The organism is Nocardioides zeicaulis (genome assembly GCF_042432345.1).
Lineage (GTDB): Bacteria > Actinomycetota > Actinomycetes > Propionibacteriales > Nocardioidaceae > Nocardioides > Nocardioides zeicaulis.
Genome location: NZ_JBHLXH010000003.1, coordinates 130,019 through 151,319, shown reverse-complemented (window position 1 = coordinate 151,319; position 21,301 = coordinate 130,019). Strand labels below are relative to the sequence as shown.

Annotated in this window: 21 protein-coding genes; 15 read left to right on the top strand and 6 right to left on the bottom strand. The window is 72.1% G+C overall.

The window, feature by feature from the left end:
- Position 1 precedes the first annotated feature (1 nt).
- Positions 2–361, top strand: a complete 360-nt coding sequence (locus ACFFJG_RS19690) for an OB-fold nucleic acid binding domain-containing protein (protein WP_378520500.1) — start codon at positions 2–4, stop codon at positions 359–361.
- Positions 358–1,149: a DUF3159 domain-containing protein gene (locus ACFFJG_RS19685; protein WP_378520499.1), complete on the top strand. Its 792-nt coding sequence runs from the start codon at positions 358–360 to the stop codon at positions 1,147–1,149. The genes ACFFJG_RS19690 and ACFFJG_RS19685 overlap by 4 nt, the downstream gene beginning before the upstream one ends.
- A 28-nt stretch (positions 1,150–1,177) precedes the next feature.
- Here ACFFJG_RS19685 and ACFFJG_RS19680 read toward each other — a convergent pair whose 3' ends face one another.
- Positions 1,178–1,849: a potassium channel family protein gene (locus tag ACFFJG_RS19680; RefSeq protein WP_378520498.1), complete on the bottom strand. Its 672-nt coding sequence runs from the start codon at positions 1,847–1,849 to the stop codon at positions 1,178–1,180.
- A 32-nt stretch (positions 1,850–1,881) separates the two neighbouring features.
- Entirely contained in the window at positions 1,882–2,544 is a 663-nt protein-coding gene (locus tag ACFFJG_RS19675; RefSeq protein WP_378520497.1) for a potassium channel family protein, read from the bottom strand.
- A 56-nt stretch (positions 2,545–2,600) separates the two neighbouring features.
- On the opposite strand from ACFFJG_RS19675, the gene ACFFJG_RS19670 reads away from it, so the two are divergent.
- The 4 genes from ACFFJG_RS19670 to ACFFJG_RS19655 are packed head-to-tail and all read left to right on the top strand — an operon-like array spanning position 2,601 to position 7,770.
- On the top strand, positions 2,601–4,652 hold the full coding sequence (locus ACFFJG_RS19670; RefSeq protein ID WP_378520496.1) for an APC family permease: 2,052 nt from the start codon (positions 2,601–2,603) through the stop codon (positions 4,650–4,652).
- Positions 4,649–5,860 (top strand): class I SAM-dependent RNA methyltransferase, encoded by a 1,212-nt coding sequence (locus ACFFJG_RS19665; protein ID WP_378520495.1) that lies wholly within the window; start codon positions 4,649–4,651, stop codon positions 5,858–5,860. Before ACFFJG_RS19670 ends, ACFFJG_RS19665 begins: the two co-directional genes overlap by 4 nt.
- 20 nt (positions 5,861–5,880) lie before the next feature.
- Positions 5,881–7,374: a hypothetical protein gene (locus tag ACFFJG_RS19660; RefSeq protein ID WP_378520494.1), complete on the top strand. Its 1,494-nt coding sequence runs from the start codon at positions 5,881–5,883 to the stop codon at positions 7,372–7,374.
- A 39-nt stretch (positions 7,375–7,413) separates the two neighbouring features.
- Entirely contained in the window at positions 7,414–7,770 is a 357-nt protein-coding gene (locus ACFFJG_RS19655; RefSeq protein ID WP_378520493.1) for a hypothetical protein, read from the top strand.
- 1 nt (position 7,771) lies between these two features.
- Here the strand turns inward: ACFFJG_RS19655 and ACFFJG_RS19650 are convergent, their stop codons facing one another.
- Positions 7,772–8,302 carry an AAA family ATPase gene (locus ACFFJG_RS19650; RefSeq protein WP_378520492.1) on the bottom strand — a complete coding sequence of 177 codons (531 nt, stop codon included), beginning with the start codon at positions 8,300–8,302 and terminating at the stop codon, positions 7,772–7,774.
- Positions 8,303–8,457: 155 nt separating this feature from the next.
- Here ACFFJG_RS19650 and ACFFJG_RS19645 point away from each other — a divergent pair, with 155 nt between their 5' ends.
- Complete coding sequence (locus ACFFJG_RS19645; RefSeq protein WP_378520491.1) at positions 8,458–11,286, top strand: aconitate hydratase; 2,829 nt, start codon at positions 8,458–8,460, stop codon at positions 11,284–11,286.
- A gap of 163 nt (positions 11,287–11,449) precedes the next feature.
- A complete protein-coding gene (locus ACFFJG_RS19640) occupies positions 11,450–12,121 on the top strand; it encodes a thioredoxin-like domain-containing protein (RefSeq protein WP_378520490.1) in 672 nt (223 codons plus the stop codon).
- A gap of 114 nt (positions 12,122–12,235) precedes the next feature.
- On the opposite strand, the gene ACFFJG_RS19635 is transcribed toward ACFFJG_RS19640, so the two are convergent.
- On the bottom strand, positions 12,236–13,072 hold the full coding sequence (locus tag ACFFJG_RS19635) for an alpha/beta fold hydrolase (RefSeq protein WP_378520489.1): 837 nt from the start codon (positions 13,070–13,072) through the stop codon (positions 12,236–12,238).
- 144 nt (positions 13,073–13,216) lie between these two features.
- On the opposite strand from ACFFJG_RS19635, the gene ACFFJG_RS19630 reads away from it, so the two are divergent.
- The 7 genes from ACFFJG_RS19630 to ACFFJG_RS19600 all read left to right on the top strand — a co-directional run bounded on the left by ACFFJG_RS19630 (position 13,217) and on the right by ACFFJG_RS19600 (position 19,467).
- Positions 13,217–13,516: a thiamine-binding protein gene (locus tag ACFFJG_RS19630; protein ID WP_378520488.1), complete on the top strand. Its 300-nt coding sequence runs from the start codon at positions 13,217–13,219 to the stop codon at positions 13,514–13,516.
- Between the two features lie 26 nt (positions 13,517–13,542).
- Positions 13,543–13,947 carry a YjbQ family protein gene (locus ACFFJG_RS19625; protein ID WP_378520487.1) on the top strand — a complete coding sequence of 135 codons (405 nt, stop codon included), beginning with the start codon at positions 13,543–13,545 and terminating at the stop codon, positions 13,945–13,947.
- A 3-nt stretch (positions 13,948–13,950) separates the two neighbouring features.
- Entirely contained in the window at positions 13,951–14,538 is a 588-nt protein-coding gene (locus ACFFJG_RS19620; protein ID WP_378520486.1) for a GNAT family N-acetyltransferase, read from the top strand.
- A 35-nt stretch (positions 14,539–14,573) separates the two neighbouring features.
- Positions 14,574–14,990 (top strand): hypothetical protein, encoded by a 417-nt coding sequence (locus ACFFJG_RS19615; RefSeq protein WP_378520485.1) that lies wholly within the window; start codon positions 14,574–14,576, stop codon positions 14,988–14,990.
- Between the two features lie 53 nt (positions 14,991–15,043).
- Positions 15,044–15,985: an SMP-30/gluconolactonase/LRE family protein gene (locus ACFFJG_RS19610; protein WP_378520484.1), complete on the top strand. Its 942-nt coding sequence runs from the start codon at positions 15,044–15,046 to the stop codon at positions 15,983–15,985.
- 16 nt (positions 15,986–16,001) lie between these two features.
- The gene (gene dxs / locus ACFFJG_RS19605; RefSeq protein ID WP_378520483.1) at positions 16,002–17,906 is read left to right on the top strand and encodes a 1-deoxy-D-xylulose-5-phosphate synthase; all 1,905 of its coding nucleotides are present in this window, start codon (positions 16,002–16,004) and stop codon (positions 17,904–17,906) included.
- Between the two features lie 73 nt (positions 17,907–17,979).
- On the top strand, positions 17,980–19,467 hold the full coding sequence (locus ACFFJG_RS19600; RefSeq protein ID WP_378520482.1) for an amino acid permease: 1,488 nt from the start codon (positions 17,980–17,982) through the stop codon (positions 19,465–19,467).
- 109 nt (positions 19,468–19,576) lie between these two features.
- On the opposite strand, the gene ACFFJG_RS19595 is transcribed toward ACFFJG_RS19600, so the two are convergent.
- The gene (locus tag ACFFJG_RS19595; protein ID WP_378520481.1) at positions 19,577–20,650 is read right to left on the bottom strand and encodes a hypothetical protein; all 1,074 of its coding nucleotides are present in this window, start codon (positions 20,648–20,650) and stop codon (positions 19,577–19,579) included.
- Positions 20,647–21,183 (bottom strand): SigE family RNA polymerase sigma factor, encoded by a 537-nt coding sequence (locus ACFFJG_RS19590; RefSeq protein ID WP_378520480.1) that lies wholly within the window; start codon positions 21,181–21,183, stop codon positions 20,647–20,649. The genes ACFFJG_RS19595 and ACFFJG_RS19590 overlap by 4 nt, the downstream gene beginning before the upstream one ends.
- Positions 21,184–21,301: the final 118 nt, after the last annotated feature.

Sequence of the window (21,301 nt, the reverse complement as noted above, 5' to 3'; positions counted from 1 at the left end):
CGTGCCGAAGAGCCGCGTCCGGCAGGCGCTCTCGAAGTGGGCCGACAGCCAGGACCAGCACCAGCGTGACCTGCGCCAGTCGCACGCCACGGGCGAGGCGGTCGCCATCGCCGACGCGCCGGAGCGCGAGCGGGTCGTGGTCAACGGCGTGCTCCACACCGTGACCCTGCGTCCGCGCGGCGGCGTGCCGGCCCTCGAGGCCGAGCTCGAGGACGGCTCCGGTGCTATCACCATCGTGTGGCTCGGGCGTCGCCGGATCGCCGGCGTCGACCCCGGGCGCTCGGTCACCGTCACCGGCTGCATCGGCCGCCAGGGCGGGGTGCCGATCATGTTCAACCCGCGCTACGAGCTCCGCCCGTGACCCAGCCCCCCGCCGAGCAGCCCCAGCCGCAGCAGCGGCAGCCCGACCAGGTCGAGGCGGAGCAGCCCGAGCCCCGGCCCGTCGCTGCCGCCACGGTCGAGGAGGTCGTGCGCGCGCAGCTGGCGAAGGCCCTCGGTGGCCGGCGCGGCATGGCCGAGGCGGCCGTGCCGACGATCCTCTTCACCCTCTCCTGGCTGACCCTGCGCGACCTCCAGCTCGCGCTAGGCATCAGCATCGGCGCGGCGCTGGTGCTGCTGGCGGTCCGGCTGGTGCAGCGCTCGACGGTCCAGTTCGTCGTCAACGCGCTCCTCGGCATCGGCATCGGGTGGTACTTCGTGCACCGCTCGGCCGCGTCCGGCGGGTCGGCCGAGGACCAGGCGCTCGCGTACTTCCTGCCGGGCCTGCTCTACAACGGCGGGTACGCCGTCGTGCTGGCCCTGACCTGCCTCGTCGGCTGGCCGCTCGTCGGCTTCATGGTCGGCAGCATCACCGGCGACGCGACCGCGTGGCACGGCGACCGGCAGGTCGTCCGGCTGTGCTCGCGACTGACGTGGCTGCTCGCGCTGCCGTGCGCGCTGCGGGTGGCGGTGCAGGCGCCGATCTGGCTCGCCGGGTCGTCGGGGTCGATGGACGCCGACGCGGCCGTCGCGGCCCTCGGGGTGCTGAAGATCGTGCTCGGGTGGCCGCTGCAGCTCGCGGCGCTGGGCACGATGGTCTGGCTGCTCTCGCGCAACCGCACGCCCGTGGCCCCCGGGGTCTCGGGCGTCCCGGACGCCCCCTCCGCCTGAACGCGCCCCGGCCTGTCGGGGCGGGGGCTCAGGACGAGCGGCGGTCGGGGGAGAGCAGGTCCTCGAGCTCGCCCTCGACCTCGGCCGGGACGACGAACAGCAGCTCGTCGCCCGCCTCGAGCGGCTGCTCGGCGTCGGGGGTGTAGACCTGACCGTCGCGCAGGATGGTGACCAGCGCGCAGTTGTCGGGGAACGGCACCAGCCCGCTCGGGGTGCCGACGTAGGGGGAGCCGGCGGCGAGCGTCAGCTCGACGAGGTTGGCGTTGCCCTGCCGGAAGGTGAAGAGCCGCACCAGGTCGCCGACGGAGACGGCCTCCTCGACCAGTGCCGACATGATGCGCGGGGTCGAGACGTTGACGTCGACGCCCCACGCCTCGGTGAAGAGCCACTCGTTGTTGGGGTGGTTGACCCGGCCCACGGTGCGCGGCACGCCGAACTCGGTCTTGGCCAGCAGCGAGGTGACCAGGTTGGCCTTGTCGTCGCCGGTGGCCGCGATCACCACCTCGCACGTGCCGAGCTGCGCCTCGGCCAGCGAGGACAGCTCGCAGGAGTCGGCCAGCAGCCACTCCGCGTTGGGCACCCGCTCTGGGCGGATGGACGAGGGGTTCTTGTCGATCAGCAGGACCTGGTGGCCGTTCTCGATCAGCTCGCGGGCGATCGAGCGACCCACGGCTCCGGCTCCGGCGATGGCGACGCGCATGTGTGCAGTGCTCCTGGCTGAGGTCGGGGCGGTCAGTCGGCTTCGGGGCCGGACTCGAGGACGGAGTAGGCGTGGGCGGCGTTCTCCTCGCGGATGACCAGGTGGAGCATGTCGCCCTCCTGCAGCACGCTCTCGCGGGTCGGGAGCATGCCCTCGCCGAGGCGGTCGATCCACGCGATCCGGCTGCGCGACTGCATCTGGAACTCGACCGTGCGGCTACCGATCCACGCCTCCGGGATCGGGACGTGGTCGACGCGGATCGTGCCGGACGGGTCGCGGAAGTCGGGCTCGGCGCCGGCGGGCAGCAGGCGCCGCAGGACCTGGTCGGCGGTCCACTTCACCGTGGCGACGGTGGTGATGCCGAGGCGCTGGTAGACCTCCGCGCGGCCCGGGTCGTAGATGCGGGCGACGACCTGTTGCAGGCCGAACGTCTCGCGCGCGACGCGGGCGGCGATGATGTTGGAGTTGTCACCGCTCGACACGGCCGCGAAGGCGTCGGCACGACGGATGCCGGCCTTCTCCAGCACCTGCTGGTCGAAGCCGTAGCCGGTGATCTTGTCGCCGTTGAACTCCGGCCCGAGACGACGGAACGCGTCCGGCTCGCTGTCGATGATCGACACGGTGTGGTTGCGGTCCTCGAGGCTGCGGGCGAGCGTCGATCCGACGCGGCCACAACCCATGATCACGACGTGCACGCGTGAACCGTATCCCAGCGAGGAATCCCGTGCCCCCGGGTCTAGGCTTCCCCACCGTGAGTGTCGGCGACGTGTCCAAGCGCATCCTGCTGGGCCGCAAGCTGCGGAGCAGCCAGCTGGGCGAGACCCTGCTGCCCAAGCGCATCGCCCTGCCCGTCTTCGCCAGCGACGCGCTGTCCTCGGTCGCGTACGCGCCCGACGAGGTCTTCATCATGCTCGCCGTCGCGGGGGCCTCGACCTACGTGTGGTCGTGGAAGATCGGCATCGCCGTCGCCCTCGTGATGCTCACCGTGGTCGCGAGCTACCGCCAGACCGTCCACGCCTATCCCTCGGGCGGCGGCGACTACGAGGTCGCCACCGTCAACCTCGGGCGCAACGCCGGGGTGACCGTCGCCAGCGCGCTGCTCGTCGACTACGTCCTGACCGTCGCGGTGTCGATCTCCTCGGCCGCCCAGTACGCCGCCGGCGCGATCAACGGCCTCATCGGCCACGAGGCGACCATCGCGGTCATCGCGGTCATCGTGCTGACGGCGATGAACCTGCGCGGGGTCCGTGAGTCGGGCGCCTTCTTCGCCGTCCCGACCTACTCCTTCATGGTCGCGATCCTCGGCATGTGCGCCTACGGACTCCTGCAGCTGCTGACCGGCGACCTGCCGCAGGCCGAGAGCGCCGACCTCGTCATCGAGCCCAAGGAAGGGTGGGAGGGGCCGCTCAACCAGGTCGCGCTGCTGTTCCTGCTCGCGCGCGCCTTCTCGTCGGGCTGTGCCGCGCTCACCGGCGTCGAGGCCATCAGCAACGGCGTCCCGGCGTTCCGCAAGCCCAAGAGCCGCAACGCCGCGACCACGCTCCTCCTGCTCGGCATGATCGCCATCTCGATGATGATGAGCGTCATCGTGCTGGCCAAGCAGATGGCCATCAAGTACGTCGACCCGCACGAGCTGGACCGGCTGCGCACCGCGTCCGGCTCCGCCGTGCCGGACGGCTACGACCAGCACCCGGTCATCGCGCAGATCGCCGCCGGGGTCTTCGACCACTTCTCGCCGGGCTTCTACTTCGTGCTCACCGTCACCGGCATCATCCTGGTGCTGGCGGCCAACACCGCCTTCAACGGCTTCCCGGTGCTGGGCTCGATCCTGGCCCAGGACGGGCTCGCGCCCCGGTCGCTCGGCTCGCGCGGCGACCGGCTGGCCTACAGCAACGGCATCGTGTTCCTGGCGGCCATGTCGATCCTGCTCATCTGGATCTTCGACGCCGAGACGACCAAGCTGATCCAGCTCTACATCGTCGGCGTCTTCGTCTCCTTCAACCTCAGCCAGCTCGGCATGATCCGCCACTGGACCCGCCACCTGCGCAGCGAGCAGGACCCGGTGGCGCGCCGCCGGATGATGCGCTCGCGGGCGATCAACACCTTCGGCCTCGGCATGACCGCCGTGGTGCTGGTCATCGTGCTGCTCACCAAGTTCCTGGCCGGCGCGTGGATCACGATCCTGGCGATGGGCTTCTTCTTCCTGCTGATGAAGGCGATCGGGCGTCACTACGCCCAGGTCGAGCTCGAGCTCGCCGCCGACGAGCAGGACAAGATCATGCCCACCCGCGTCCACGCGATCGTGCTCGCCTCCAAGCTGCACAAGCCGACGCTGCGGGCCCTCGCCTTCGCCCGGGCCACCCGCCCCAACGTGCTCGAGGCGATCTACGTCAGCATCGACACCAAGGCCACCAACCGACTGCTGGAGGAGTGGGACGAGCGCCACCTCGACATCCCGCTCAAGGTGCTGCACTCGCCCTACCGCGAGGTCGTGCGCCCCATCGTGGAGTACACCCAGGAGATCCGCCGGGCCAGCCCGCGCGGCGTCGTCGCGGTCTACATCCCCGAGTACGTCGTCGGCCGCTGGTGGGAGCAGCTCCTCCACAACCAGACCGCGCTGCGCCTCAAGGGCCGACTGCTGTTCACCCCGGGCGTCATGGTCATCTCCGTGCCCTACCAGCTCCGCTCCTCGCTCGTCGCACGCGAGCGGGAGGAGCGCGACGAGGTGCGGGTGCACGCCGGTGACCTGCGCCGCGGCCGGGTGTTCTCCCGCGGCGACTCCCGTCGACAGGGCGACCAGTGACGAGGCGACAGGCACGCTCCCGCACGCCGCGCGGCCGCTCCCGCGTCGGGGAGCGCTTCGAGGTCGAGGTCGGTCCGGTCGCCCACGGCGGGCACTGCGTGGCCCGGCTGCCCGAACGCGAGTCGCGCGTGGTGTTCGTGCGCCACGCCCTGCCCGGCGAACGTGTCGTGGTCGAGGTCACCGAGGGCACCGACGGCGACCGGTTCTGGCGCGGTGACGCCGTCGAGGTGCTCGAGGCCTCGGCCGACCGCGTCGAGGCGCCCTGCCCGTACGCCGGCCCCGGGCTGTGTGGCGGCTGCGACTTCCAGCACGTCGCGGTGCCGGCGCAGCGCGACCTCAAGACCGCCGTGGTGCGCGAGCAGCTGGTCCGCCTCGGACGCCTCGACGCCGACTCCGCGCTGGTGCGCGAAACGCAGGTCGAGGCCGTCCCCGTCCCGGGCCGCCCCGACGACGGACTGCGCTGGCGCACCCGACAGCGCTACGCAGCGCTGCCCGACGGCATGCCCGCGATGCGGGCGCACCGCTCGCACCGCCTCGTCCCGGTCGACGACTGCCTGATCGCAGCCGACGGCGCCCGCCCGGCCGACGCTGACGGACTCCTGGTCGACGAGGGCACGTCGCAGGTCGCCGCTCACGACGTCCTCGTCGGTGACACCTCCCACGCCTTCAGCGTCGCGACCGACGGCTTCTGGCAGGTCCACCCCGAGGCACCCCGCGTGCTGGTCAGCACGGTCATGGAGCTCCTCGACCCGCAGCCGGGGGAGCGGGCGCTCGACCTCTACTCTGGCGTCGGCCTCTTCGCCCGGTTCGTCGGCGCGGCGACCGGTGCCCGGGTCGTCGCGGTCGAGGCCGACCGCGACGCCTGTCGTCATGCCAGGGCCAACCTCGCCGGCCTCGAGCGCGCCGCCGTCGAGTGCGGCCCGGTCGACCGCGTTCTGCGCCACGGCTACGACGAGCCCTTCGACCTCGTCGTCCTCGACCCGCCGCGCGAGGGCGCCAAGCGCGCCGTGGTGGAACAGGTCGTCGACCGCCGCCCGCGCGCGGTGGCCTACGTCGCCTGCGACCCCGCCGCACTGGGCCGTGACGTGGCGATCTTCGCCGAGCACGGCTACGAGCTCACCGCCATCCGCGCCTTCGACCTCTTCCCGATGACCCACCACGTCGAGTGCGTGGCGCTGCTGACCCGGACCGGCCCCGGGCAGGCGTGATCCCCACCTAGGATCGCCGGGTGCGTCTGATCTCGGCAGTCCTGGGCTTCGCGCTGCGCAAGGCAGGACTCGTCGCAGCGGTCGCGCTGTCGCTGTTCCTCGGGCTGCTGCTGGTGTCGGCCCTCGTGCCGGTGCTGCGCGAGGCGGAGGCCGAGCGTGACCGGCTGCAGGAGGTGTCCCAGCGCCGCGCCGCGCTCGAGGACCAGCTCGCCGGGCTGCAGAGCTCGTACGAGGCGGCGCAGGCGAGGGCGACCGAGACCCTCACCACCGAGGTCGCCGCCGAGGTCGAGGCGGGCACCGGACGCGTCGCGGAGCAGGCGTCAGAGGTCGAGGCGCGCCAGGGCGACCTCTGCGGCCGGCTGGAGGCGCTCGCGGAGGACGTGCTGCCCGGGCCGAACCCGTGCGACGACGCGCAGAAGGCGCTCGACGCGGCGGAGGACGCGCTGGCGACGTTCGAGGACAACCTCGCCGACGCACGCGCCGACGCCGCGGTGCTGGCCGACCCCGCGCTGAGCAACGAGGAGAAGCTCGACCGGCTGGGCGAGGACGGCGGACTCGCCACCCAGCAGCGCGAGATCGACAACACCGGGTCGGAGCTGGCCCAGGCCGAGGCAGACGAGGCGCGCCTGGAGCGGGCGCAGGGCTCGTGGGCCGGCAGGGTGGTGGACCTGTGGGCGCGGTCGTGGCGCTGGATCGTCCTCACCGCGCTCCTGCTGGTGCTGGCCCCCGGCCTGCTGCGCGTGGTGAGCTACTTCGTCCTGATGCCGCTGGTCAGGCGGGCCCACCGCCCGATCCACCTGGCCGAGGACCCCGATCCCGCCGCGTACCTCCGCACGTCGCAGGCGCAGCGCACCCTGACGGTCCGCCTGGAGGACGGCGAGGTGCTCTCGGCGCGCTCGGAGCACGTGCGCCCGGTGCAGGGCACGGTGCGGGGCCGGCTGCTCTACGACTGGTCGTCGCCGTTCATCAGCTTCGCGGCCGGCCTCTACGGCCTGAGCCGCGTCACGGGCGACGGCGGCGCCACGTCGGCCACGCTCGCGACTCCGAACGACCCCGACTCCTACCTGATGCGCATCGACTTCCGGGACCACCCCGGCGTCGTGATGCGCCCGCGTCACGTCGTCGGCGTGGTGGGCGCGCCGGAGCTGCAGACACGCTGGCGCTGGGGCATCCAGTCGCTCGCCACGTGGCAGGTCCGCTACATCCTGTTCTCCGGCACGGGCAGCCTGGTCGTGCAGGGGAGCGGCGACGTCGTGGCGACCGACCCGGGCGGCGCGTCGACGCGGATGGAGCAGAACCTCGTCATGGGCTTCGACTCCCGCCTGGTGGTCAGCGTCAACCGCACCGAGGTGTTCTGGCCCTACCTGTGGGGCAGGACGCCGCTGGTCGACGACGAGTTCTCCGGCGCCCACCCCCTGTTCTGGCAGAAGTCCACCGGTGACGGGCCGAGCAGCCCGATCGCGAAGGTCTTCGACGCCTTCTGGTCCGCGTTCGGCAAGGTGCTCGGGTTCTGAGACACGCGGCGCCGTGCGCCGGCGTGCGACAGTGGGGTCATGGCCCGCTACGCCGTCAACCAGGACGCCGTCGCCCACGCACGCCGCCTGATCGAGTCCCGGCAGTACGTCCTCGACAGCGACTGGGGCGACGTGCAGCCCGGCACCGACGCCCAGAACGCCTACCTCGAGCGGCACTCGTGGGACGACTACGCGGCGTGGCACCTCGCCCTCACCGAGGGTGCGAACGACCAGACGAAGGCGCGGTACGCGTTCGTCTACGGCGACCTGCGTCGGGTCCACCGCTCGGGCCTGGTCGCCTGCGTCTACCGGGCGGCGGAGTGGAGGCACAAGGCGGTCGAGCTCGCGGCCCACGACCTGCTGCAGGAGCTGGACCGACGCGCCGGCATCGGGTAGGTCAGCCGACCAGCCCGGCGAGGCGCGCGAGCGCTGCGGCGCGGTCGGTGGTGTCGACGACGGTCCAGCCCTGCTGCGGCGCGAGGTCGAGGAGCTCACGGCGTCCGCGCAGGACGAGCTCGTCGCCGCCGCGCTCCTCGATGATCCGCGACACGACGGCGCTGACCGGGGTGACGGTGCGGCCGTGGAGCCGCTCGAGCAGGTCGCCGGGGGCGACGTCGAGCACCACGCCGACGTACGCCGCTCCCGCGTCGGCCGCGGCGGCCTCGAAGCGCGCGCACTCGCTCGGGGTGACGATGAGCTGGGGGAGGACGACGTCGCGCCCGGTGGCGAGGTAGGCGGTGATGAGCGCGAGCGCGGACGTGCGGACGGCCGCCCCCGTGCCGACGAAGTCGTCCTCCCAGCCCGAGACCCACGAGCGGAGGTCGTCGATGTCGCAGACCAGCGTCCCCGGTCGGTTGGCTGCATGAGCGCGGGCGAGGGTGGACTTGCCGACCCCCGACGGGCCGTTGAGGTGCAGGAGTGTCGCCACGCCGGGAGGCTAGCGGGCCGGCGCGACGCGTGTGATATCTTGACGTCAAGATACTGCGACGTCTGAAGATGAGGGTTGCCTGTCTTCCGGTCCCCTCGCGCACGAGGGCAGGATGGACGGCGTACCCCGCGAACTCCCCGAAGGAGATGTGGCTGATGGCCAGTCAGGACAGCTTCGGTGCCAAGGGCACCCTGGACGTGGACGGACAGTCCTACGAGATCTACCGCCTCGACGCGGTCAAGGGCGAGGGCCTCGACGTCGAGAGCCTGCCCTTCTCGCTGAAGGTGCTGCTGGAGAACCTGCTCCGCACCGAGGACGGCGCGGACATCACCGCCGACCACATCAGGGCCATCGCCGGCTGGGACGCCAGCGCCGCGCCCGACCAGGAGATCCAGTTCACGCCCGCCCGCGTGATCATGCAGGACTTCACCGGTGTGCCCTGCGTCGTCGACCTCGCCACGATGCGCGAGGCGATGGCCGAGCTCGGCGGCGACGCCACCAGGATCAACCCGCTCGCGCCGGCCGAGATGGTCATCGACCACTCCGTCATCGCCGACGTCTTCGGCTCCGCCGACGCCTTCGAGCGCAACGTCGAGATCGAGTACGAGCGCAACCGCGAGCGCTACCAGTTCCTGCGCTGGGGCCAAGGCGCCTTCGACGACTTCAAGGTCGTCCCCCCGGGCACCGGCATCGTCCACCAGGTCAACATCGAGCACCTGGCGCGCGTGGTCATGGTCCGCGACGGCGTGGCCTACCCCGACACCTGCGTCGGCACCGACTCCCACACCACGATGGTCAACGGCATCGGCGTGGTCGGCTGGGGCGTCGGCGGCATCGAGGCCGAGGCCGCGATGCTCGGCCAGCCGGTCTCCATGCTGATCCCGCGCGTGGTCGGCTTCAAGCTGTCCGGCGAGCTGCCCGAGGGCTCCACCGCCACCGACCTGGTGCTGACCATCACCGAGATGCTCCGCGAGCACGGCGTGGTCGGCAAGTTCGTCGAGTTCTACGGCGAGGGCGTCTCGGCGCTGCCGCTGGCCAACCGCGCCACGATCGGCAACATGAGCCCCGAGTTCGGCTCGACCATCGCCGTGTTCCCGATCGACGACCAGACCGTCGACTACCTGCGCCTGACCGGCCGCAGCGAGGAGCAGCTCGCGCTCGTCGAGGCCTTCGCCAAGGAGCAGGGCCTCTGGCACGACCCGAGCGCCGAGCCGCGCTACAGCGAGCGCCTCGAGCTCGACGTGTCGACGGTCGTCCCGTCGCTCGCCGGCCCCAAGCGCCCGCAGGACCGCGTCGAGGTCTCGGCCGCCAAGGAGTCGTTCCGCGGCGCGCTCAAGGACTACGTCGACGAGGGTGACAGCGACCCCGACGACGCCGCTGCCGCGTCGGGCTACGACGAGGCCGTCGAGGAGTCCTTCCCGGCCTCCGACGCCCCGAGCCACTCCGGTGGCAACGGTGCGCCGGTCCACGCCAGCACCGCGACCGGTCGCGCCAGCAAGCCGACCAAGGTGACGGTCGACGGCCAGGAGTTCGAGGTCGACCACGGCAGCGTGGTGATCGCCGCGATTACCTCGTGCACCAACACCTCCAACCCGAGCGTGATGATCGGTGCGGCGCTGCTGGCCAAGAACGCCGTCGACAAGGGCCTGGCCCGCAAGCCGTGGGTCAAGACCTCGCTGGCCCCCGGCTCCAAGGTCGTCTCCGACTACTACGACCGCGCCGGCCTCACGCCGTACCTCGACAAGCTCGGCTTCAACCTCGTCGGCTACGGCTGCACCACCTGCATCGGCAACTCCGGCCCGCTCATCCCCGAGGTCTCCGCCGCGGTCAACGAGGCCGACCTCGCGGTCGTCTCGGTGCTCTCGGGCAACCGCAACTTCGAGGGCCGGATCAACCCCGACGTGAAGATGAACTACCTCGCGTCCCCCCCGTTGGTCGTGGCCTACGCCCTCGCCGGCTCGATGGACGTCGACCTGTTCAACGACCCGCTGGGCCAGGACACCGACGGCAACGACGTGTTCCTCAAGGACATCTGGCCGAGCCCGCGGGAGGTCGAGGAGACGATCGCCCGTGCGATCACCTCCGACATGTTCGGCTCCTCCTACGCCGACGTCTTCAAGGGCGACGAGCGCTGGCAGTCGCTGCCCACCCCGGAGGGCAACACGTTCGAGTGGGACCCCGAGTCCACCTACGTCCGCCGCCCTCCCTACTTCGACGGCATGCCCACCGAGCCGGAGCCGGTCACCGACATCGTCGGCGCCCGCGTCCTGCTCAAGCTCGGCGACTCGGTCACCACCGACCACATCAGCCCGGCCGGTGCGATCAAGAAGGACAGCCCCGCGGGCCGCTACCTCGCCGAGCACGGCGTGGAGCAGCGTGACTTCAACTCCTACGGCTCGCGCCGTGGCAACCACGAGGTCATGATCCGCGGCACGTTCGCCAACATCCGCCTGCGCAACCAGATCGCGCCCGGCACCGAGGGCGGCGTGACCAAGGACTTCACGAAGGACGGCGAGGTCACCAGCGTCTTCGAGGCGAGCGAGAACTACCAGGCCGCCGGCACCCCGCTGGTCGTCCTGGCGGGCAAGGAGTACGGCTCCGGGTCCTCGCGCGACTGGGCGGCCAAGGGCACCGCGCTCCTGGGCGTCAAGGCCGTCATCGCCGAGTCCTACGAGCGCATCCACCGCTCGAACCTCATCGGCATGGGTGTCATCCCGCTGCAGTTCCCCGCGGGCAAGACGGCCGACGACCTGGGCCTGACGGGTGCGGAGGTCATCTCGATCTCCGGCATCACCGAGCTCAACGACGGCACCACGCCGAAGACCGTCACGGTCAAGGTGGAGCCGGCTCCCGGCACCGACATGGCGCACGGCGAGACCAGCGAGTTCGAGGCCGTGGTGCGCATCGACACCCCTGGCGAGGCGAACTACTACCGCAACGGCGGCATCATGCAGTACGTCCTGCGCAACCTCCTGCGCGCCTGACGCACCGCTGAGCGGACCCTGACGGGCCGCGTCCGGGACCTCCCGGGCGCGGCCCGTCGGCCATCTCGGGAGCGACGGTGGAGCGCCCGGCCCGTAGGTCGGGCCGGACGCTCCACCGTCGCCACGTGTCGGACCTCGTGGGGGCGCCGGTAGCCTGACGCGCGTGGACGACCCCGCTGCGCACGACGCCCCCGACGCACCGTCGGAGGAGCAGTCGGCGGAGGTGGACGGGTCGCCCGAGACGCCGGCCAGCACCGCGAACCGGCTGCCGCTCGTGCTCTCCACGGTGCTGGCGATGCTGGTGATGGCTGGGGCGCTCGTGGCGCCGCTGGTCGACAAGGCGCTCCACGGCGAGGAGGAGGCCCAGCGGGCCCGCGACCTCCGCGCGGTGCAGACGTGGGACATCACCTCCCGCGAGCACACCCCGGGCGACGTCGCGTACCCCCAGGACCCGCCGGCCGGCGGCCCGCACGCGCCGGTGTGGCTGGCGTGCGGTGTCTACGAGGAGCCGGTGCGCGAGGAGAACGCGGTCCACGACCTCGAGCACGGCTCGGTGTGGATCACCTACGACCCCGACCTCGCGATCGACGACGTCGAGCGACTCGCGGAGGCGCTGCCCGACAACGGGATCATGTCGCCGCGCGAGTACCTTCCGGCGCCCGTGGTCGTCACGGTCTGGGGAGCCCAGCTCCGCCTCGACGGGGCCGACGACCCCCGACTCGCGCTGTTCATTACGGAGTACGGCGACGGGCACACCGCCCCCGAGATCGGGGTCAGCTGCCAGGGCGGCACCCCGGACCCCCAGGGCGCGCTCCCCGGCGGCGCCAACGCCTGACCCGACGGGTCCGCAGCCGCGCGCTGCGCCCTGAGTCTCCTGGAGACTCAAGGCGCAGCGGGGCCCGGCACCGACCGTGAGTCTCCTGGAGACTCACGGCGCAGCGTCAGTGGTTCAGCGCTCCAGGAAATGCAGGAGCGCGCGGTTGAACTCCTCCGCGTGGCTCACGTTGAAGCCGTGAGGGGCGCCCTCGACGACGACGAGGTCGGAGCTCGCGATCGCCGCGTGGGTGCGCTGGCCGGAGCCCTCGAACGGCACGATCGCGTCGGAGTCGCCGTGGATCACGAGCGTCGGGACGGTGACCTTCGTCAGGTCGTCACGGAAGTCGGTGGTGCCGAAGGCCTCCATGCAGCCCAGCGCGGCCGTCTGGTCGCTCTGGTGGCACAGGGCGATCGCCTCCTGGCGTTGCTCCTCGGTGACCTTGAGCTCGCCGTCGGCGGAGAAGAAGTCCCTCGTGAAGCCGTCGAAGAAGGTGGTGCGGTCGGCCTTCAGGCCGTCCTCCATCTCCTTCGCGGCCTCCTCGGTCAGCGGGCCGTCGGGGTTGTCGTCGGACTTCATGAGGTACGGCGGGACGGCGGCCGCGAAGACGACGGAGTGGATCCGGTCCTCACCGTGGCGGGCGATGTAGCGGGCCACCTCGCCGCCACCCATGGAGAAGCCGACGAGCGTCACGTCGGTGAGGTCGAGCTCCTCGAGCACGCCGTCGAGGTCGTCGGCGAGCGTGTCGTAGTCGTAGCCCCCCGAGGGCTTGTCGCTGCGACCGAAGCCGCGGCGGTCGTAGGCAACCACGCGGTGGCCCGCGGCGCTGAGGGGGCCGACCTGCTCGCTCCACGACTCGCCGGACAGCGGCCAGCCGTGGATGAGGACGACCGGGCGGCCGGGGCCGCCGGAGTCCTCGACGTGGACCTTGGTGGAGTGGAGGAGACCGGAGCTTGCGGTGACGTCGGGCACGTGCGTTCCTTCCGTTGGGACCCCGGTGGGCCGGGGCCTCTCAGAGGGTTCGAACGTAGGCATGCGACCGGATGGGACGTCCCACCCGGGCGGGTGGCGGGCCCTGGGACAGGGGTGCCGCCCGCGTGCCCTAGCGTGGGCCGCATGATCGTCGCCTTCTCCCTCTCGCCCATGTCCGGCGACCCCACCGGGTCCGTCACCGACGCCGTCGCAGCCGCCGTGCGGGTCGTGCGCGAGTCCGGGCTGCCGTGCGAGACCAACGCGATGTTCACCAACATCGAGGGGGAGTGGGACGAGGTGATGGCGGTGGTGAAGAAGGCCGTCGACGTGGTGGCCGAGGTGTCGCCGCGGGTCGGGCTCGTGCTCAAGGCCGACATCCGGCCCGGCTACGACGGTCAGCTGACCGCCAAGGTCGAGCGCATCGAGCAGGCCCTGCGGGACTGACCGGGAAGGGCCGCTAGCGTGGCGGCATGGACTCCGAGACCACGACCCACCGCACGGGTGGCGAGGAGACGGTGCTCGACCTGACCCGCGTCGCCGCTGACTTCGTGGCCGGTCGCGGCGACGGCCTGCTGCAGGTCTTCGTGCCGCACGCCACCGCCGGCATCGCCGTCATCGAGACGGGTGCCGGGTCGGACGACGACCTGCTCGCGGCCCTCGCCGACCTGCTCCCCGCCGACGACCGCTGGCGCCACCGCCACGGATCGCCCGGCCACGGGCGCTCCCACGTGATGCCGGCCGTCGTCCCGCCCCACGCCACTGTGCCCGTCCTCGACGGCCGGCTCGCGCTCGGCACGTGGCAGAGCATCTGCCTGGTGGACCTCAACGTCGACAACGACGAGCGCACGGTGCGCTGGTCGTTCCTGGCGGGCTGAGCGGTGACGGCCGAGGTTGCACTGGAGGTCCGTGAGGCGGGCGACAGCGACACCCCCGCCGTCGAGGCCGTGGTCGAGGGGGCCTTCGGCGAGAAGGGTGCGGCGGTCAACGACGTGATGGCCCGCCTGCGCGGGGTCGAGGACATGGCGGTCGAGCTGGTGGCCGTCGAGGACGGAGAGGTCGTTGGGTGCGTGGCGCTGTCTCGCGCCTGGCTCGACGCGCGCGAGCGGCTGGTCGACGTGCTGGTGCTCAGCCCGCTGGCCGTGGCTCCCGCTGCACAGGGGCGGGGAATCGGCACCGCCCTGCTCGCTGCCGTGCCGGACGTCGCGGAGCGGCTCGGCGCACCGCTGGTCTTCCTGGAGGGCTCGCCCGCCTACTACGGCCCGCGCGGCTGGCAGGCGGCGTCGGCCCACGGGCTCGACCGGCCCTCGCCCCGGATCCCTGAACCCGCCTGCCAGGTGCTGCTGCTCGGGGGTCATGAGCCATGGATGACCGGGAGGCTGGTCTACCCCGATGCGTGGTGGCGCCTCGACCTCGTCGGGCTCCGCGACCCCGACCTGGCCGCGATCGAGGCTCAGCTGGCCGACTGACCGCAGGTCGAACACGCGTTCGATAGGGTGGTCACGTGTTCCCCGTCCCGCAGCCGCACCCCAGGCCCGAGGCCCCGCAGGGCCACAGCGGGGTGGCGCCGCCGGGATGGCCGCGCCAGGTGCGTCCGCCGGACACCCCGGACTGGGAGGTGACGGCTGCGGCCTGGCTGCTCGACCTCTGCCCGCCCGACTACCGCAGGTTCCCCGGGCTGCGCCGCCACGTGGTGGTGCTGGCGCGCTTCGCTGTGCTCCACGTCGAGGCGCAGCAGCTGGCCACGCGTCGCGGGCTGAGCGAGATCCGCGGCGACCTGAAGCACGTCGCGAGCGAGGCGGTCGTGCAGGCGGCGGTGCAGACCTTCCAGCTCGAGGACGCCCGGCTGATGGCGGTGCGGCGCGAGGTCGGCCTCGTCGAGGACGCCCTGCGCGGCACGCGCTACCGCGTGCGGATGTGAGCGTCGATCGTGCCGGCCTTCCTCCGGAGCGACGTCTACGCCAGCATGGCGCCATGACCCCGACCGCGCAGACCCTGACCGTCCACCCCGTCCCGGCGATGGGCGCCGAGGACGTCGTCGTCGCACCCGACGGCACGGTCTTCACCGGCACCGAGGACGGCGCGCTGTGGGCCCTCGACCCGCGCACGGGGAGCACCCGCCGGGTCGCGGACACCGGGGGTCGCCCGCTCGGCATCGAGCTGCTCGACGGCGGCGACCTGCTGGTGTGCGACGCCCATCGCGGCCTGCTCCGCGTCGCGCCCGACACCGGGGCCGTCGACGTGCTCCTCGACCGCGTCGAGGGCCGGCCGATGCGGTTCTGCAACAACGCCGCGGTCGCGGGCGACGGCACGATCTGGTTCAGCGACTCCTCCCTCCACTTCGGCGTCGAGCGGTGGAAGGACGACTTCGTCCAGGACACTCGCACCGGGCGGCTGCTGCGCCGCGATCCCGACGGCACGGTCGAGGTGGTCCTCACCGGGCTCGCGTTCGCCAACGGGGTGGCGCTGGCCGCCGACGGGGCCTACGTCGCGGTGGCGGAGACGCGCGCCCGCACCGTCGTACGTCTGTGGCTCACCGGTCCGAGGGCGGGGGAGCGCGACCACCTGGCCGCCGACCTGCCGGGATACCCCGACAACATCAGCCGCGGCAGCGACGGGCTCGTCTGGGTGACGATCGCCAGCCCGCTCGACCCGGTCGTGGAGCGCCTCGGCTCGGCGCCGATGGTGCTGCGCCGCGCGGTGACCCGGATCCCCGAGGCCCTGCAACCCAAGCCGAAGCACACGATCCGGGTGCAGGCGTTCGCCGACGACGGGTCACTCGTGCACGACCTCGACGTGCCCGCGCCGGCGAGCGGGCCCGGCTACCACATGGTCACGGGCGTGCGGGAGCACGAGGGCCGGGTCTGGATGGGGAGCCTCCACGAGCCGTCGGTGGCGGTCCTCGACCTGCCATGAAATAGACTCCCGGACCATGGGACTCCTCGACTCGATCGCGTCTCCGCGTGACCTCCGCGGCCTCTCCGCGGAGCAGCTGGACGAGCTGGCCGCCGAGATCCGGGACCTGATGATCCGGACCGTCGCCACCAACTCCGGTCACCTGGGACCCAACCTCGGCGTGGTCGAGCTGACCCTGGCCATCCACCGGGTCTTCGACTCCCCGCACGACCGGGTCGTCTTCGACACCGGCCACCAGTCCTACGTGCACAAGCTCGTGACCGGCCGCCACACCGACTTCGCCACGCTCCGCAAGGAGGGCGGCATCAGCGGCTACCCCAGCCAGGCCGAGTCCGAGCACGACATCGTCGAGAACTCGCACGCCTCCACGGCGCTCTCCTACGCCGACGGCCTCGCGAAGGCGTACGCCATCAAGGGCGAGGACCGCCACGTCGTCGCGGTCATCGGCGACGGAGCGCTCACCGGTGGCATGGCGTGGGAGGCGCTCAACAACATCGCCATCGCGCGCAACAGCCGCCTGGTGATCGTGGTCAACGACAACGAGCGCTCCTACACCCCGACCATCGGCGGGCTCGCGACCGCGCTGACCTCGCTGCGCACCAACCCGCGCTACGAGCAGGTCCTCGACCTGGTCAAGAAGCGCCTCAACGCCGTCCCGGGCGTGGGCCACGCGGCCTACGACGCGCTCCACGCGGTGAAGAAGGGCATGAAGGACGCCCTCGCGCCGCAGGGCCTGTTCGAGGACCTCGGCCTGAAGTACGTCGGACCGGTCGACGGCCACGACCGGGCCGCGATGGAGCAGGCGCTGGCCAGCGCCAAGCGCTTCGCCGCGCCCGTCATCGTCCACGCCATCACCCGCAAGGGCCAGGGCTACGACCCAGCGATGCGCCACGAGGCCGACCAGTTCCACGCGCCCGGGCCCTTCGACGTGCAGACCGGTGCCGAGAAGCCCAAGGGCAAGATCTGGACCGACCACTTCTCCGAGGCCATCGTCGGCATCGGCGAGCGCCGCGACGACGTCGTCGCGATCACCGCGGCGATGATGCACCCGGTCGGGCTCGACACGTTCGCCCAGAAGTTCCCCGAGCGCACCTTCGACGTCGGCATCGCCGAGCAGCACGCCGCGACGTCCGCCGCCGGGCTCGCGATGGGCGGCATGCACCCCGTCTTCGCCGTCTACGCCACGTTCCTCAACCGGGCCTTCGACCAGGTGCTGATGGACGTCGCGCTGCACCGGTGCGGGGTCACGTTCGTCCTCGACCGCTCCGGCGTGACCGGCGACGACGGTGCGAGCCACAACGGCATGTGGGACATGTCGATCCTGCAGGTCGTGCCCGGCCTCCGGCTCGCCGCGCCCCGCGACGTCACCCGCCTGCACGAGCTGCTCGACGAAGCCGTGGAGGTCGACGACGCCCCGACCGTGGTGCGCTTCCCCAAGGGCCCGCCGCCGGCCGACGTGCCCGCCATCGACCGTGTCGGTGGGGCCGACGTGCTGGTGCGCGAGGGGGACCAGGACGTCCTGGTCGTGGCCGTGGGCTCGATGTGCACCACTGCCGTCGAGGTCGCCGGGCGGCTCACCGCACAGGGCATCGGCGTCACCGTCGTCGACCCCCGCTGGGTCAAGCCGGTCGACCCGGCCATCGTCGAGCTCGCCCGCGAGCACCGCCTGGTCGTGAGCGTGGAGGACAACGGCCGCGTCGGCGGCTGCGGCGCCACGCTGCTGCAGACGCTCAACGACGCCGGCGTGCGCACGCCGTTCCGGCTCCACGGCATCCCGCAGGAGTTCCTCGACCACGCCAAGCGCGACGCGATCCTGGCCCGCATCGGCCTCGACGCCCAGACCATCGCGCGCGGCATCGTCGAGGACGTCACCGCGCTCGACCAGGGCGTGGCGCTCGTCGAGGTCGACCACACCGCCTGAGCGCGCGGCGCGCCGCGTCCGCGCCGACGGGGTGACCCGCCGGTAGCGGTTCCGGGTGCCCTAGGTTGCTGGGATGAGCATCTGGCGCACCAAGTCCATCGAGCACTCGATGGCCGACACGGAAGATCCCGAGTTCAAGCTCAAGAAGAGCCTCACCGCCCTCGACCTCACCGTCTTCGGCATCGGCGTCATCATCGGCGCGGGCATCTTCACCCTCACCGGGCGTGTGGCGCAGGCCTACGCCGGCCCCGGTGTCGTCTTCTCGTTCATGGTCGCCGCGATCTGCTGCGGCCTCGCGGCGCTGTGCTACGCCGAGTTCGCCTCGACGGTGCCGGTGTCGGGCTCGGCCTACACGTTCTCCTACGCCACGATGGGCGAGCTGGTCGCCTGGATCATCGGCTGGGACCTGATCCTCGAGCTGATGCTCGGTGCCTCGGTCGTCGCGCAGGGCTGGTCGTCGTACTTCGAGACCTTCCTCGGCGAGATCGGCCTCACCTGGCCCGAGAGCATCGGCTACGGCGACACCTTCGACGCGCCGGCGTTCCTCCTCGTCGCGGTGCTCACCGCGCTGGTCGCCTTCGGCATCAAGGAGTCGCTGCGGGTCAACCTGGTGCTGGTGGCGCTCAAGCTCTTCATCGTGCTGTTCGTCATCATCGCCGGCATCCAGTTCATCGACACCGACAACTACAAGCCGTTCGTCCCGCCGAGCTCGCCGGGCACGACCGCCGAGGGCTGGCTGCACACCCCGCTGATCCAGACCGTGTTCGGTGCGCCGGGCGTCTACGGCGTCGCCGGCATCCTGTTCGCCGCGTCCCTGGTGTTCTTCGCCTACATCGGCTTCGACGTCGTGGCGACCACGGCCGAGGAGGCGCGCAACCCGCAGAAGGACCTGCCGCGCGGCATCATCGGCTCGCTCGTGGTCTGCACGATCCTCTACATGGCCGTCGCGCTGGTGATCACCGGCATGGTCAAGTACGACGACATCAACCCCGACGCGGCGCTCGCGACCGCCTTCATCGACCAGGGCAGGGACGGCTACGCGACGCTGATCTCCGCCGGTGCGGTCGCGGGTCTCACCACCGTCGTGATGACGCTGATCATCGGCGCGGTGCGGGTGTTCTTCGCGATGAGCCGCGACGGGTTGATGCCGACGGCCCTGGCCCACGTGAACCCGAGGACCGGCACCCCGGTGCGGATCACGATCGCCATCGGCGTCGTCGTCGCGCTCGTCGCGTCGCTGACCCCGATCGGCAAGCTCGAGGAGATGGTCAACATCGGCACGCTGTCGGCGTTCGCCCTCGTCTCGATCGCGGTGCCGATCCTGCGCAAGAACCGTCCCGACCTCGAGCGCTCGTTCCGGGTGCCGTTCTCCCCGGTCCTGCCGTGGGTCTCGGCCGCGATCTGCGTCTTCCTGATGCTCAACCTGACCGCGGAGACCTGGCTGCGGTTCCTGGTCTGGATGGCGCTCGGCTTCGCGATCTACTTCGGCTACGGCTACAAGCACAGCCGGGTCGGCCGGGGCATCGGCGAGCCCGCGCGCGACTACTCCGTGCGCGACTGACCTGACGCACCTGCACGCGCCAGAGGGCGCGAGCTGACGCATCTGCACACGTGCTCGCGTGCAGATGCGTCAGCTCGGCGGTCCGTCCGCGTGCGTTTGCGTCAGCTCGTCAGGAGTCGAGGTGCGTCCCCAGCGGGAGCTGGAAGCCGCCGTCGAGGGTGACCGGCTCGCCGCAGGCCCCCGTGGAGACGGTGCACGGGAGCAGGTGCGCGACCTCCTCGCCGTCTCCGTCGACGCCGCTGAAGGCCAGGACGGCGACGGTGTCGTCGTCGAGCCACTGGAACGGCAGCGCCCACGCGAAGCCGGTGTCGAGGTCGGTGCGCTCGCCCGACGCGGTGTCGAGCAGCACGCCCGTGTCGTCGCTCTCCGCCACGACGTGGCCGCCGTCGGGCGAGAGGTGCGCGAAGCTGTCGACCGTGAGGGTGAGCGAGCGGCCCGGACCGGTCGCCCGCGCGGTGCGGTCACCGGTCGAGCGCAGCAGCGTGCCGGCCTGCGCGTCGATGACGACGCCGCCGGGGTCCGTGCCGAGCCTCTGGTACGCCTCCGGTGTCACCGGCTGCCACGTGTGCACGCCCTCGGAGCTCGCGGCGTAGACCGTCGCCCCGTCCATCGCGGTCAGGCGCACGTCGCGGCCGGGGAGCCGCGGACCCGTCACCCTGTCGCCGGTGGCGACGTCGAGGCGCACGGGGCGCCCGTCGGGATCCACCCACGCGACCCGGGTGTCGTCGGCCACCAGCTCGGCGTCGTCCACCTCCGGCTCGGCGACCTCGCCCACCACGTCGAGGGCGTCGCCGCTCCAGACCCGGACCCGCCGCTCGGGGTCGGTGAAGACGACGTCATCACCCGCCCAGACCCACGCCCGCACGTCGACGCCGAGGTCGACGTCGGGCTCGCCGACACGGTGGAGCGTGCTGCCCGTGACCCACGCGAGCGCGAGCGGGTGCGCGTCGGTCCCGTCGGCGACACGGTCGGGTCGCGTGTCCGGCGTGCCACCGGCGCCGCCGCCCAGCATCGCCACGCCTCCGACGACGACGACCGCAGCGGCGGCCAGGCCCCCGAGGACCGCGGTACGCCGCCGGCGTACGCGCCGCTCGCCGTCGCGGGTGATGGTCGCGAGGTCGACGTGGGGAGCGTCGAGCCCGTCGGCGCGCTCGTGGAGCAGGTCCTGCAGCATCCCGGTCATCGGGTGGCCTCCAACAGGTGCAGGGGCAGCACGTCGCCGTCGGCGCGCTCGCCCAGGTGGTCGCGGAGCTTGCGGAGCCCGGCGGAGACCTGGCTCTTGACCGTGCCGGGCGCGCAGCCGAGGACCTCGGCGGTGCGGGCCTCGGACAGGTCCTCGTAGAAGCGGAGCACGATCGCGGCCCGCTGGCGCGGCGGCAGCGACTGCAGCGCCGACCACAGCAGGTCGCGCGTCGAGAGGTCGTCGGCGTGGTCGCCCGGCGAGCGCCGCTCCGGCACGGTGTCGATGGGCCGCTCGGCCCAGCTGCGCCGGCGGAACCAGGTGATCGCCGTCGTCGTGATCGCCTTGCGGGTGTACGCCTCGGCGTTCGCCGGGTCGCGCAGCCGGGGCCAGGCGACGTAGGTCTTGGTGAGCGCCTCCTGCAGCAGGTCCTGGGCCAGGCCGCGGTCGCCGACCATCAGGTACGCCGTGCGGTGCAGGGACGCCGACCGCGCAGCCACGAACTCGGCGAAGGCCGCCGGGTCGCGTCGGGTCATGGGATCTCCTCGTGAGGGGGAGTGGGTCACCCCTACCGACGATCCGACCACGCGATCCGGTTCGTCGGGCCGCCGACCCGGCGCGAATGTCCCCCGAAATGGCACCGAGTCGGCGCCA

What these genes read in the sequence shown, in the direction of transcription:
- dxs (WP_378520483.1), top strand. Translation starts at nt 16,002, where the DNA reads ATGGGACTCCTCGACTCGATCGCGTCTCCGCGTGACCTCCGCGGCCTC.
- ACFFJG_RS19610 (WP_378520484.1), top strand. Translation starts at nt 15,044, where the DNA reads ATGACCCCGACCGCGCAGACCCTGACCGTCCACCCCGTCCCGGCGATG.
- ACFFJG_RS19630 (WP_378520488.1), top strand. Translation starts at nt 13,217, where the DNA reads ATGATCGTCGCCTTCTCCCTCTCGCCCATGTCCGGCGACCCCACCGGG.
- ACFFJG_RS19645 (WP_378520491.1), top strand. Translation starts at nt 8,458, where the DNA reads ATGGCCAGTCAGGACAGCTTCGGTGCCAAGGGCACCCTGGACGTGGAC.
- ACFFJG_RS19655 (WP_378520493.1), top strand. Translation starts at nt 7,414, where the DNA reads ATGGCCCGCTACGCCGTCAACCAGGACGCCGTCGCCCACGCACGCCGC.
- ACFFJG_RS19680 (WP_378520498.1), bottom strand. Translation starts at nt 1,849, where the DNA reads ATGCGCGTCGCCATCGCCGGAGCCGGAGCCGTGGGTCGCTCGATCGCC.
- ACFFJG_RS19595 (WP_378520481.1), bottom strand. Translation starts at nt 20,650, where the DNA reads ATGACCGGGATGCTGCAGGACCTGCTCCACGAGCGCGCCGACGGGCTC.
- ACFFJG_RS19590 (WP_378520480.1), bottom strand. Translation starts at nt 21,183, where the DNA reads ATGACCCGACGCGACCCGGCGGCCTTCGCCGAGTTCGTGGCTGCGCGG.
- ACFFJG_RS19625 (WP_378520487.1), top strand. Translation starts at nt 13,543, where the DNA reads ATGGACTCCGAGACCACGACCCACCGCACGGGTGGCGAGGAGACGGTG.
- ACFFJG_RS19600 (WP_378520482.1), top strand. Translation starts at nt 17,980, where the DNA reads ATGAGCATCTGGCGCACCAAGTCCATCGAGCACTCGATGGCCGACACG.